The 12,132-nt window shown below is 43.4% G+C and carries 13 protein-coding genes; 7 read left to right on the forward strand and 6 right to left on the reverse strand.

Going from position 1 to position 12,132, the window contains the following annotated elements; all coding sequences use genetic code 11:
• Positions 1-2 precede the first annotated feature (2 nt).
• From B5X60_RS08130 to B5X60_RS08150, 5 genes are read right to left on the reverse strand one after another with little or no spacing between them, the layout of a single operon-like run.
• Positions 3-1,193 carry a sensor histidine kinase gene (locus B5X60_RS08130; protein WP_079702084.1) on the reverse strand — a complete coding sequence of 397 codons (1,191 nt, stop codon included), beginning with the start codon at positions 1,191-1,193 and terminating at the stop codon, positions 3-5.
• Positions 1,190-2,200, reverse strand: coding sequence for an ATP-binding protein (locus B5X60_RS08135; protein ID WP_079702085.1), 1,011 nt, complete (start codon positions 2,198-2,200; stop codon positions 1,190-1,192). The genes B5X60_RS08130 and B5X60_RS08135 overlap by 4 nt, the downstream gene beginning before the upstream one ends.
• Positions 2,193-2,624, reverse strand: coding sequence for an anti-sigma regulatory factor (locus B5X60_RS08140; RefSeq protein WP_245803482.1), 432 nt, complete (start codon positions 2,622-2,624; stop codon positions 2,193-2,195). The genes B5X60_RS08135 and B5X60_RS08140 overlap by 8 nt, the downstream gene beginning before the upstream one ends.
• Positions 2,587-2,991: an STAS domain-containing protein gene (locus B5X60_RS08145; RefSeq protein ID WP_079702086.1), complete on the reverse strand. Its 405-nt coding sequence runs from the start codon at positions 2,989-2,991 to the stop codon at positions 2,587-2,589. The genes B5X60_RS08140 and B5X60_RS08145 overlap by 38 nt, the downstream gene beginning before the upstream one ends.
• Before the next feature lie 11 nt (positions 2,992-3,002).
• A complete protein-coding gene (locus B5X60_RS08150) occupies positions 3,003-3,863 on the reverse strand; it encodes an STAS domain-containing protein (RefSeq protein ID WP_079702087.1) in 861 nt (286 codons plus the stop codon).
• 184 nt (positions 3,864-4,047) lie between these two features.
• On the opposite strand from B5X60_RS08150, the gene B5X60_RS08155 reads away from it, so the two are divergent.
• Positions 4,048-4,881 carry a DUF3667 domain-containing protein gene (locus B5X60_RS08155; RefSeq protein ID WP_079702088.1) on the forward strand — a complete coding sequence of 278 codons (834 nt, stop codon included), beginning with the start codon at positions 4,048-4,050 and terminating at the stop codon, positions 4,879-4,881.
• Between the two features lie 543 nt (positions 4,882-5,424).
• Here B5X60_RS08155 and B5X60_RS08160 read toward each other — a convergent pair.
• A complete protein-coding gene (locus B5X60_RS08160; RefSeq protein WP_139377398.1) occupies positions 5,425-5,895 on the reverse strand; it encodes a hypothetical protein in 471 nt (156 codons plus the stop codon).
• A gap of 318 nt (positions 5,896-6,213) precedes the next feature.
• Between B5X60_RS08160 and B5X60_RS08165 the strand changes: the two genes are divergently transcribed.
• From B5X60_RS08165 to B5X60_RS08190, 6 genes are all read left to right on the forward strand, one after another.
• A complete protein-coding gene (locus tag B5X60_RS08165; protein ID WP_079702090.1) occupies positions 6,214-6,786 on the forward strand; it encodes a helix-turn-helix domain-containing protein in 573 nt (190 codons plus the stop codon).
• Between the two features lie 118 nt (positions 6,787-6,904).
• Positions 6,905-7,885 carry a hypothetical protein gene (locus B5X60_RS08170; RefSeq protein WP_079702091.1) on the forward strand — a complete coding sequence of 327 codons (981 nt, stop codon included), beginning with the start codon at positions 6,905-6,907 and terminating at the stop codon, positions 7,883-7,885.
• Positions 7,886-8,309: 424 nt separating this feature from the next.
• A complete protein-coding gene (locus tag B5X60_RS08175; RefSeq protein ID WP_079702092.1) occupies positions 8,310-9,911 on the forward strand; it encodes a PAS domain-containing sensor histidine kinase in 1,602 nt (533 codons plus the stop codon).
• A 414-nt stretch (positions 9,912-10,325) separates the two neighbouring features.
• Complete coding sequence (locus B5X60_RS08180) at positions 10,326-10,562, forward strand: hypothetical protein (RefSeq protein WP_079702093.1); 237 nt, start codon at positions 10,326-10,328, stop codon at positions 10,560-10,562.
• Between the two features lie 123 nt (positions 10,563-10,685).
• Positions 10,686-11,327: a Crp/Fnr family transcriptional regulator gene (locus B5X60_RS08185; RefSeq protein WP_079702094.1), complete on the forward strand. Its 642-nt coding sequence runs from the start codon at positions 10,686-10,688 to the stop codon at positions 11,325-11,327.
• A gap of 65 nt (positions 11,328-11,392) precedes the next feature.
• On the forward strand, positions 11,393-11,947 hold the full coding sequence (locus B5X60_RS08190; RefSeq protein WP_139377399.1) for a cupin domain-containing protein: 555 nt from the start codon (positions 11,393-11,395) through the stop codon (positions 11,945-11,947).
• Positions 11,948-12,132: the final 185 nt, after the last annotated feature.

Consider the following 12,132-nt stretch of genomic DNA (forward strand, 5'->3'; position numbering starts at 1 on the left):
TCTTATTGAATTGGAATGGTGAAGTAAAATGTTGAACCCACATTCTCAGTGCTCTTCACCCAGATCTTGCCGCCATGGTCATTGATGATCTTTGAAGAAATATAAAGGCCCATGCCTAATCCAGCATGTGTCTTTATAACATCTTCATCCCTGTAGAACTTCTCAAAAATTGAATCTATACTCCTGGCAGACATGCCAATGCCTTCGTCTGCCACCGAGATAGTCAAAAACCCGTCCAGCTCCTTCCGGCAACCTATATAGATCTTCGTATTCTTCTGTGAATATTTCGCCGCATTGCCGAGGAGATTGGAAAAAACCTGTTCCATCCGCAGCCTGTCAATAAACACGGTAACGCTCGCCGGAACATCGAAAACAACAGCATGATCAGGTAAGATATGCCTTTGAATATCAATCATATTTTCAATGAATTGATTCATCTCCACCTGCTCCATATTATATTGCAGGCTCCCGTTTTCCATTTTAGAAACGTCGAGCAACTGCATCACCAGGGATTGAAGCTTGGATGCTTGTGCATCTATCTTGTCTAATATCGAGGTAACCTGATCGTTGGTCTGCGGTTTTATTTTTTTCGCTATTTGAGTATAGGCCTTGATGATTGTTATCGGGGTTTTAAACTCGTGGCTTGCAATGGATATAAATTCTGTCTTTTTTTCATCGATCAGGCGGGACTGGCGAAGTTCTTCATCTTTTTGACCCGCAATCTTATGCAAGCTTACATTCCGCTTTTTAATTTCTTCGTAGGGATTCAGGGGCTGATCCGCATCGAAATATTTCTGCAATAAATTAATCTTAATCGGATCAAGCTTTAGCGACCGGGGCAAACCTAATTTCATCGTGATGACATTAAGCTCCGGACCCTCGTCTAAAAAGAACTCAGGAACCAGCTTCTGTGCATAATGGAAGCCAGCATCATCATTGGTGAAGCGAATGCCGCAATCAAATGCCACCATGCAGACGAGGTTATAACGTTGCTTGTTTTGCTCCAGACCGATATCCAGGGTGCCATTGTCGGTTTGCTCGATAACGCTCCGTGCAATTTCAGAAACAGCTGTTGCAAATGTAGTTTGAGTGGCCACGGTAAGTGCCAGCCTTTCTGCCACCTTCATAGAACGCTTGTGTGCTAAAACAAGGTCCATTTCATTTTCTAACGATATACTTACAACTTTAATCATTTGACTTTTACTAAGACAACTGACATATCATCACTCTTGCGGGCATGGTCTTTATAAATAGCCGCCGCTAAAACGGACAAATCGTATTTATAAATTTGCGGGTATTTAATAAGGTCTATCCGGGTCTTAATTCCATCTGAGCATAACATCACGTGATTAAAATCATCCGATGAATAGTGCTGATCTTTCATTGATCCTGGGATATTATGACCTACAATTCCGTTATAAGACATGTGGTTTCTCAGGTTGGCCGGACTGAACATTCTGACAGCAATATTACCGACGCCTGCACAGGACCATGTTTTCGTTGAAAAATTATATCCAACAATACTGATCACCCCTCCGCGTGTTTTTTTAATGGAACTATGAATAAAACGCAAGGTTTCAGTTGGGCTATATTCCGGAAATACCTTAAAAGCCATTGCTGCTTCGTTAGTAGCTTTATTCGCTTCCGGCCCATGACCAAGGCCGTCCACTACCATGATTTTGATATACTTGTCGGTGCGCTTTACAACAAAGCCATCCCCGCTTTTTGTTTCACCTGGCTTGGAAACAACTATCGGTCTGATCGTTACATCCGGCCGGCCTTTGGCTGCCTCCGGGTCATTATAGATCCGGCATAAAACTATTGTTCCCCAGCCCAGGATAGAATAAAGTTCGAATACATCCGACAATCGCTTCATACTTCCCAGACCATGGCCCATCGTATTTGACGTAGACACCCCGTCCTGCATCATCCGTAATGGATTCGCCATACCAGGACCATTGTCGATACTGATCAGCTCAATATATGGAGAACCGCCATTGGAGAAAACGCCCATCAAGATCTCTCCATCATCGCTGTACTTGAAAAGATTGGAAGTTAACTCAGCAACGATCAGATCGAGTTCATTTATCCTGCCGGAGTTCATTCCGGCCTCTTCTGCAACCCGATGAATTTCCTTCTTGATCAGCGAAAAGTAACTCCGGTCGTTTGCATTAAAGCTAACGTGCGTGGCATCAACCATTTGCCCACTTTATAATTGTCACCGTTGTTCCTTCTCCCACTTTGCTTTTTATATCAAACTCGTTTACTAGTCTTTTTGTTCCCGGCAATCCGAGTCCCAGACTTTTTCCTGTCGAAAACCCATCTCTCATGGCGGCTGCAATGTCGGGTATTCCCGGGCCTTTATCGGTGAAAGTAAGCCGAACGCCGTTGATCCTGCCGCTTGATACGACTTCAATCAGACATACACCACCGTTGCCATACCTCATCATATTTCGGACTAATTCGCTGGCTGCGGTAATCAGGCGTGTTTGATTAACAAGGCCCATCTTGATCCTAACGGCCACCTCCTTAACCCGGTTTTTCAGAAAAACCACGTCTTGTTCCTGACGTACCTGGACGGGGTCTTTACTCAGTGATAGTATCATCGGCAGTTTCTTGCTCATCAGGATCATCGCTGTCCATCATTGACTTTAAAAGAGACATACCTTTTTCCATATCCAAAGCTGTGTGGACACCCTTCAGGGGTAAACCCAATTCGATCAATGTTATCGCTACAGCAGGCTGCATACCGACTACTACCGTTTCGGCATCTAAAATTTTTGACATGCTGGCAATGTTTCCTATAATTCGTCCCATAAAGGAATCGACAATAGAAACTGCAGAAATATCAATTAGTACACCTTTCGCACTTGTCTTGTTCACCATATTAACCAGATCTGATTCCAGGTTAAGAGCTAACCTATCGTACAGATCCACCTGTATGGTCACGAGCAAAAAGGCCCCCATTCTGAGAATAGGAATTTTATCCATCAGGTTTTGATTTAGGATTTAATGATCGTAGATTTTTTCACTTCTAAGCGCATAATCTTAAAGGCATGTGCCAATGCGCTAGCCAGGGTAGCCTTAGTTACAATATTCGAAAGGTCTATTCCTAAATGCACAACTGTTTGAGCAATCTCGGGGCGGATACCGCTGATGATACACTCCGCACCCATCAGGCGCGTGGCACTTACCGTTTTGATCAGATGCTGGGCCACTAGCGAATCTACTGCCGGAACACCTGAAATATCAAGGATGGCAATACTGGAACCAGTTTCCACGATCTCCTGCAAAAGGTTTTCCATTACAACCTGTGTCCTGGCGCTGTCCAGCGTACCAATTATAGGCAAGGCAAGAATTCCGTCCCATACGCGTATTACCGGCGTAGAGATCTCAGCGATCTCATCAGTCTGGCGCAAAATCACTTCTTCACGGCCTTTGATAAATGTCTCAAAGGTTATCACGCTTAAATTGTCCATTAAGCGGTTGATCTTAGCACTTTCGTTAAAAAATGCCTGCTGATCGCCCTTTAATTCTTCCTGCAAGACCTGCAGCAAAGCTTCCTTCAGAGAGAATACAAAATTGCCTGTTTCCCTCGGGCTGAATCCCTGTCGCGCTCTGGTTATTGCGATCCCGCCTAAAATTTCAAGCACCGGGCTCCATTCGTCAGAATTGAGATCGTTGAAATTTTCGTCGGATAGATTAGAAACAAGGGCTGTGATTAACTCTTCTGACTGGCTCCGCAATTCATCATTGCTGATCAGATCCTCCCGCAGGCCTTCATCAGCCAACTGGTTCTTCATCCAGAGTTCAAGGATGTTCTTTTTTTTATTTTGTAACAATTTATAGGTTTTAAGTGCCATTGAATGAAGGATACAGGTTAGCGATTAATCTATACTATCCAAACTTGTGCAAGTTGAATTAATTCAGGAAAGGTAAACAAACAGATTAATATCTAAAAATATTTACCGCCTTAATTGGATATAGGGACAGCATTGGAATATGGAGAAAGAGGTCCCGATTGAATTTCTTATTTTAGCCTGGTAGATGGGAAATTGCAAAAATTGCGGAAACGGTCTGGCAGGCAAATATTGTCATGTATGCGGCCAGAAGAATATAATTCCAGAAGAGCGAACACTTGGCCATTTGGCACATGAGTTCGTGCATTTCTTTACCCATCTCGATGGAAAATTTGTAAAGACCTTAAAAACGATCTTTACACATCCGGGATTGGTTACCCTCCATGTCAAAGAAGGGATAACGCAGCGCTACTTCAAACTGAGCTCCCTTTTTGTTATTATCACACTGGTGTATTTCCTAATTCCCAATACCTTCACCATCAGTAATAATATGGTAACCACGTATCAGACGGAAGTTTCGGGCGGTGGAGTGAGTAAGTGGAAGAAAGAGATAGCGCTGAATAAAAGCCGGCGGGTACATCTGAGTGAAACAGCATTAGCCAGACGTTATAATGAAAAAAAGCACAATTACGGAAAGCTGGCCACCCTCCTGTTTTTACCGTTGACCATTCCCGTGCTTTGGGGAGTGCAAAAGCTTCTAAAGTTTCACAAGGATAAAAAACTTAGTCCTTATGATATGGGCATCGCATCGTTAGAGCTTAATTCTCTTATCGTGGCCGGGTTCTATATTATAGTCGGCCTGATCACCCAGGCCATCCTTGCTATTTTTAAAAGTGAAACTGCAATTATTGCGATGGTGGTAATAAGCCTGTTAGCAATCTGTTGCTACATTTTATTCTTCTTTAAGCGGGTTTATAATCTTAATCTCTGGAAAAGTACGCTCAGCATGGTGTTATTCTGTTCTGGGTATATAGTCGCAATGATCTTGTATGGGATTATTACCTTTGTGATATTTATCTGAGCCTTCTCGAAATATCCGGAGGTCCCGGCGTCGGGATATTATTGCAGATGAATTAGTAAGGAAATATCTGGAGGTCCCGGCTTTCGGGATTACAAATTCAGATGAGTGACAAAGGAATATCTGGATGTCCCGGCTTCGGGATTGCAATGCAGATGAATGAGTAAGGGAATGTTTGGAGGTCCCGGCTTTCGGGATGACAAATGCAGATGAAGTGAAAAGGGAATATCTGGAGGTCCGGGCTTCGGGATTGCAATGCAGATGAATTAGTAAGAAAATGTCTGGAGGTCCCGGCTTTCGGGATGACAAATGCAGCTGAAGTGATAAGGGAATATCTGGAGGTCCGGGCTTCGGGATTGCAATGCAGATGAATTAGTAAGGAAATGTCTGGAGGTCCCGGCTTCGGGATTGCAATACAGATGAATTAGTAAGGAAATATCTGGAGGTCCCGGCTTTCGCCGGGATGACATGCGACAGTTGGGGATTGTGGGGAATATGTGCGCTGCTGCTGGCAGCGCACATATTCCCCACGCGGGATGCCCCATTTTATTTCGCCTGCATTACATTCACCTTCCCTAAACGGTATTGATAGAGGCTAGTCTTGCCATCCGGATCGACATAATCGCATGAAGGGCAAGAAGTGCGAGTCCGTGTCAGGATTAAACTGTCACTCTTGATTTCATAACTATAGCGCCCATTCAAAATCAGATTCCAGTCGAAGTCAGCCGTCCAGAAATTTTCATCTTTAAAATCAACCTCTTTCCGGTTTATCACGCTGAAAGTTCCGGATCCTCCCGCAGGATACCTGTTTTGAGTTCCATTTACAGCGAATTGGCTGCCATCCAGTTTTATATTCACTTCTGCCGGGGCTTTAACAACTTTGGTCTGTCCCGGAGGGATGTGGTAAAAATAGCCCGAATAGTTGCCATCTAACGAGATTCCAGTCTCTGCCTTGTCATCACATGAAGCCGTTATCAGTAATAGCGATGTGATCAGTCCGTATTGTAAGTTTTTCATTTTCATTTTTTCTAATGTTTCCGTGGGTCCTTTAAATCCAAGTACGGGTCTGAAATAAGAAACGCAACATCCGTATTTGATAAAGGTGATCACAGTATATACTCAGCAATCAATGTCACCTAATCTTCCTCTTAAACAAAGACCTATATACCCATACTACAAAATGACTGGATGAACCACTATCCTCAGGATATCAGAAAGACCCTAAACCAGCAGGATAACAATTGTAAATAAACAAACATCTTTTAATCCGGAATACTAAATTCGCCCCCATCTCTCCCGGATTGAACGCGGTAGATAAATCATTAATTGAGAAGCATGGAAGCCGGGGAAAAAATAGCCAAAGCGAGAAAACAGAAGGGAATCACCCAACAGGAGCTGGCAGATCTGACAAATTTAACCACGCGAACCATCCAGCGAATCGAAAATGGCCAGAGCATACCACGAGCATTTACTATTAACGCTATCGCCGAGGCTTTGGGTACGACATTCCAGGAACTGCAAGCTGAAGTGCAGGATAATGAAATAACAAGTGTTAAGAATACAAACGAGAAAGAAAAGCACTTCTTAAAACTCTTAACCTTAAGCTGCTTTAGTTATTTGCTGATCCCGATCGTACATGCTTTAATCCCAATCTATATTTTAAAAAAATCTGGCAGCCATGACGAAGTGACCCTAAACGTGGCAAGGCAGACTATCCGAACCCAGATTATCTGGACAGTGGCAATCAACGGAATCATGCTGGCCTGCCTTGCTTCTAACTTTATCAGCGCCATCTACTTTGATAAAATTGTCATTATCAATTTTCTGCTCCCCTTCTTTATCATGTACACACTTAATGCTGTAATCCTGACGAAAAACTTCGTCACCATCAATCGTCATTTTCGCTAATTCCCCTAAAAAACAGAACAAAGGACGAAATGTCGCTTGATTGTCGTGCGAAAGACGCGTGTTAAACGGCATTAAGGGAAGGTGTTAAGGATAACTTTGCAGCGACAAAAAAATCGATATGCAAAACAAAAACTTCCTAAACACTCCTATCAGATCAGCGAATTTCCTGGCTATACTTTTACTCTTATCAATGGCATTCCCTGCAAAATCGCAGATGCCGCAACAGATTTACAACAAACTGAGCCTGCCAGCAAGCGCTTACCAATTGAAATTTGAATGGCAGGGAGACAGTGTCAATAATACCTTCGAAAAGCACTCGGCCATCCTGGTACCGGTAAAACTGAAAGGCTGCCCCAAGACATTCTACCTGCAGTTTGACCTTGGCGCACCCTATTCACTTTTCTACAAGAAGAAGCTTGAAGCCATTAAAAATAAATACCCGGGAACAGAAGTAAATGTAACCAGTGCAAACACGGCTTCGTTAAGTTTCAAGCAAAGGGGCAGTGAAATTAACGCAGCGGAAATAAATATCCGGGACTTTGGCAGCAATGAAATTGATTGGTCCGGTAAAAAACCACAAATAATCGGGACTATTGGAGTCGATCTTTTTGATGGTCAAACCCTCGTTATCGATTACCCGAAGCAAAAACTTACTATTAGTCCCGAAATACCTGAAAAACTTAAAAAAGGCATCACATATATGCCCTTCACCTATAACCAGCGCAGTATACTGCTGCCGGCCGTTATTCAAAATAAAAAAACTATGCTGTTCTTTGATACAGGCTCAAGCAGATACTCGCTCCTTACTGATGAAAAAACAGCAAAGGCTATGGCCGTGGCGAATGCAGTACCCGTAACCAGCAAGGTCAGCTCCTGGGGAAGAACAATGATCGCAAACACCCTTAGCACCGACGCCCTCATCCAAATTGGAGGCCAGACGCTACCCTTGCAGCATATCACCTTTATGCAAGGTGCACGCACCAGCGAGATCGACATGATGGTCAAAATGGGTATGGGAGGTATGACGGGAAATAAACTATTCCTCGGACATAAGTTGATCCTTGATACCAGGAATAAGAGGTTTGGACTTGGGAAATAACACCCAAATACCAAGGACTTTCTAACCATACCTCTTGGTTGAAGTGTCCCAAAGGATCACTTAAACCTAAAGATGAAAACCAGGACTCTGTCCGGCAATTGTCGAGTACTCCATAAACGAAATGCTGGCTTTGATCCCGGACAGAGTCCTCTCCTTTCTTGCTATGATTTAAGAGCGCCTCGCTGAACTCTTAAACCAAGGGGAGACTTGGGAAGTAATACCCAAGTACCTCGGGCTTTCTAACCATACATGTTATTCCCGCGAAAGCTGGAATCGCACATCTTCCTATAAGGCGTCATTCCCGCACAAGCCTGTCTGCCGACAGGTTTGCGCGAACCTGCATATCGCTTAAATATGCCTCTGGCAAGCTCATTTCAAAAAACATTTTCATATTTTTCCTGTGCTTCAAATAATTTTATTTGCTATGGCCAAATCCGTCCCGAAGAAAGAACATACACCACAACAGATTGCTGCAAATGAAGAACGATTTCGAGCCCTGGTCATAGCCACTTCAGATGTCATCTATAGCTTAAGTCCGGACTGGAGTACGATGTATCCGCTTGATGGACGCGGCTTTTTATTAGATGCAGTGGAACCAACCACCACCTGGAAAACTACCAACGTATACGCTGATGACATGGTGATGGTGAATAATGCCATTAACGAAGCGATCCGCACAAAATCTATATTTCAGCTTGAGCATAGGGTTAACCGTGCAGACGGGACACCCGGATGGACGTTCTCGAGGGCGGTGCCGATTTTAGATGACAAGGGCGAAATAATCGAATGGTTTGGAGCAGCAAGCGATATAACGTTCCGGAAGCTTGCAGAAGAGGCCTTGCAATCCACCAATGAAGAACTAGCTGCTTCAAATGAAGAATACGAAACATCCAACGAAGAATTAATCGCTGCAAATGACGAACTGAATTCGCTCAATGAGCGGCTGACGAAGGCTACTCAAAAAGTGGAAGACGGTGAAGCCGCTTTACGCCTGGCTATAGAAGCCGCCAATTTTGGCACCTGGTTCATTAATTCGAAACCCCGGGAATTTATTACAAACGTACGCCTGAAGGAACTTTACGGATTTTTGCCGGATGAGGAAATTTCTATTGAACAGTCGCTCGCTCAGATCACGGATGAATACCGCGACCTAATCGCAATCAAACTTGAAAATGCGATTACAAATAAGGAAGACTTTGACGTAACCTATCCGGTGATCGGATTGCACGACAAGCGATTTCGCTGGCTCCGGGCAATAGGGAATTTGAAAGCCGATCCTTCCGGCGAATTCTCAGCATTGACCGGTGTGCTGATGGATGTAACGGAAAGACGAGCCGAGGAACAACGGAAGAATGATTTTATAGGGATGGTTAGCCATGAACTCAAAACTCCAATTACATCACTGTCGGCCATCATCCAGGTTTCACATGCTAAATTGAAAAATAGCGAGGACAAGTTTTTAGCAACTGCCATGGCAAAGGCAGAAGCCCAGGTGAGAAGGATGACCACCATGATCAATGGTTTTCTGGATATCTCACGACTGGAGTCAGGAAAAATCATTATCAAGAAACAGGTATTTGATATCGGCGAATTAATGCACGAGGTAATTGACGAAATCAGACTTACGAACAGAACCCATGAATTAAAGCTGAATGCCTGTGTTAATACAGATATTTATGCAGACCGGGATAAAATAAGCTCTGTCATATCCAATCTGGTGAGCAATGCCGTTAAATACTCCGCAGAAAGTACATCAGTTACCATAAGCTGCTCTGCCAGCGAAAACGAAGTCACCGTAAGCGTGACCGATGAAGGAATAGGTATTGACACACCGAATAAGGGTAAAATCTTTGACCGTTACTACCGTGTTGAAAGCAGCTCAACCTTACATATATCCGGCTTCGGTATAGGATTATATCTCAGTGCAGAAATTGTTGAACGCCATGGGGGTAAAATTTGGGTCGAAAGCGATCCAGGCAAAGGATCCAGTTTTCATTTCTCGCTACCCCGAAAGCCAGCTGTTTAGGTCGCTTAACGGGCTTACCATCATCCATACTCGTCCCGAAGCTCCAGAATTATTTTTCATTTCTATACCTATTATCCCTCTTGGTTTAAGTGTTCCAAAGGATCACTTAAACCTAAAAATAAAAATCAGGACTCTGTCCGGCAATTGTCGAGTACTCCATAAACGAAATGCTGGCTTTGATGCCGGACAGAGTCCTCTTCTTTCTTGCTATGATTTAAGAGCGCTTCGCTGAACTCTTAAACCAGGGGGCTAAGGAAGATCCATAATATTCTGAAAATGCGGCAGATACCGGAATCAGCCCTCAGATTTATGGGATCACTTAGTATCACTTCATTCAACTCTTAAGTTACGAGAGACCAGAATTATTTTTCATTCCTATACCTATTATCAATATCGTGCGTTAGAAATAGTACTATGGAACATCCTTTACGAATCACGCACAACAATTCTGACTACGTATTTAAGCTTATCAAAGATAGCCCGGTAACTAAAGAAACAAAGGAATTTAGAATCCGGTTAGGGGAAGAAGAGATCTTAATTTGCAAAACTCCAACAGGCTGGGCTCAAAAAAACTCAGATGCTCAGCATTTAAAACCCGACTTGCTCAATGCCATTGGGCATTCGCTTTCGCTGCGGTTTAGGCTGAGTTAACACAGCAGTCGTTTCTTAATCCCGGGACAAAATAGTTGTATGCTCCCATCCCGACCCCAAAGGCGGTCGCACATAACTCGTCAACATTTAAATGCGAACCGCTAACAATCTGGACGGTCGAGTATGTCGACCATAATAGAGACTTTTGGGGGAACCTTTGTTTTCGCTATTATTGTCTCTGGAATGGCCACTCATATATTGTTGCAGGAATTACAGAAGTATTCGGACTTTAAGGAGGAAGACTTTCCGGAATTCCTGGAACTTTTTAAACCGTTTAAAGTTGCCAAAGGAGATTATTTTTACCGTGCCGGTGACATTCCTAAATACAGCCCATTTATCCTGAAAGGTTGCATGCGGAAATTCTTCATTAATGAAGAAGGCGATGAACAAATCGTTTATTTTGCTGAGGAAGGCTGGTTTGCCGGAGAAGTGCAATGTATGCGAATGAACTCCGCAACAGAGATGTACCTGCAGGCGCTTGAAGATTGCGAGATCCTGGGAATCAGTTTGAATAATGCCGAAATTGGGCTACAATCTTTTCCTGCCTACAGAAAATTCCTTGATGTGCGCTATGCGGTGGACCATAACCGAATTATCAATGAGGCCACCCGACTAAAAACTGATACCCCCGAAAGTTTGTATCTGCGTTTAATTCAAACCCGCCCCTCTCTCATACTTCGTGTGCCCCAGCATTATATCGCGGCTTATCTCGGTATACGGACTGAAACGATTAGCCGCATCCGCAGAAAAATTGCCGGGAAATGATTAGTTGATTGAAATCAACTGATGAAATTTGGGTTGCCTTTAGATTTGCCATCAAACATGAAAATATGGCAATTGATCTTTTTGAAGGATTTACCAATCCCAATGCAGGCGAAACCTTTCGTTGCATTTCCAGTACCAAAGAAACTTTTGTTTTCGAATGGACCGTTCAACCCGGAGGGCACGTACCTTCAGAACATATTCACTATAATCAGGACGAAACCTTCAGGGTAAAGCAAGGGCAATTACTGATCAGGGTGAACGGCAAAGAACACGTGGGAAAACCCGGTGATACCTTTACGGCCTATAAAGGCCAGCCGCATATTGCTATGAATAACAGCAGTGATGTTCTTATATGTGAAGTGGAATTTAGCAATGCATCCGAGACTTTTACATTTTTTCAATGTATGGCGGGCCTGGTGCTGGATGGTGATTATGATAAGCGCGGGCAGGTAAATATTCCGAAAATGTGCTACTTTATGAGACGGATGAAAATCAGTTCGCTAACGCGACCGGTACAAATTCCCACACCAGTTTTCAAAGCTGTGATCACTATCTTTTATGCTGCAGGTGTTATTGCCGGATGGGGTAAATCATATACCAAGTACACCGGAATGGAGTAAAGCTTGTTGTACGCTCACCTCCTGAGCAAGGCGGAACTAACGTGGAACTTTTTCAATTTTCGAGTCGTTCGCGTTAGAATTAAATTCCCGATAGGCTCTATACATAAAAAGTAAAATCACTAATGCCACCAGAAACAATAAAAATTTCTGGTAAGCATTTCTTGGTTTTTGGGTCTCATTATTCA

The sequence above is a fragment of the Daejeonella lutea genome (assembly GCF_900168015.1).
Taxonomy (GTDB): domain Bacteria; phylum Bacteroidota; class Bacteroidia; order Sphingobacteriales; family Sphingobacteriaceae; genus Daejeonella; species Daejeonella lutea.

Bases quoted from the DNA above. Each gene is read 5' to 3' on its own strand.
- B5X60_RS08160 (WP_139377398.1), bottom strand. From the start codon at position 5,895: ATGAAAAACTTACAATACGGACTGATCACATCGCTATTACTGATAACG.
- B5X60_RS08155 (WP_079702088.1), top strand. From the start codon at position 4,048: ATGGGAAATTGCAAAAATTGCGGAAACGGTCTGGCAGGCAAATATTGT.
- B5X60_RS08190 (WP_139377399.1), top strand. From the start codon at position 11,393: ATGGCAATTGATCTTTTTGAAGGATTTACCAATCCCAATGCAGGCGAA.
- B5X60_RS08135 (WP_079702085.1), bottom strand. From the start codon at position 2,200: ATGGTTGATGCCACGCACGTTAGCTTTAATGCAAACGACCGGAGTTAC.
- B5X60_RS08130 (WP_079702084.1), bottom strand. From the start codon at position 1,193: ATGATTAAAGTTGTAAGTATATCGTTAGAAAATGAAATGGACCTTGTT.
- B5X60_RS08150 (WP_079702087.1), bottom strand. From the start codon at position 3,863: ATGGCACTTAAAACCTATAAATTGTTACAAAATAAAAAAAAGAACATC.
- B5X60_RS08140 (WP_245803482.1), bottom strand. From the start codon at position 2,624: ATGAGCAAGAAACTGCCGATGATACTATCACTGAGTAAAGACCCCGTC.
- B5X60_RS08145 (WP_079702086.1), bottom strand. From the start codon at position 2,991: ATGGATAAAATTCCTATTCTCAGAATGGGGGCCTTTTTGCTCGTGACC.
- B5X60_RS08165 (WP_079702090.1), top strand. From the start codon at position 6,214: ATGGAAGCCGGGGAAAAAATAGCCAAAGCGAGAAAACAGAAGGGAATC.
- B5X60_RS08175 (WP_079702092.1), top strand. From the start codon at position 8,310: ATGGCCAAATCCGTCCCGAAGAAAGAACATACACCACAACAGATTGCT.
- B5X60_RS08170 (WP_079702091.1), top strand. From the start codon at position 6,905: ATGCAAAACAAAAACTTCCTAAACACTCCTATCAGATCAGCGAATTTC.
- B5X60_RS08180 (WP_079702093.1), top strand. From the start codon at position 10,326: ATGGAACATCCTTTACGAATCACGCACAACAATTCTGACTACGTATTT.
- B5X60_RS08185 (WP_079702094.1), top strand. From the start codon at position 10,686: ATGTCGACCATAATAGAGACTTTTGGGGGAACCTTTGTTTTCGCTATT.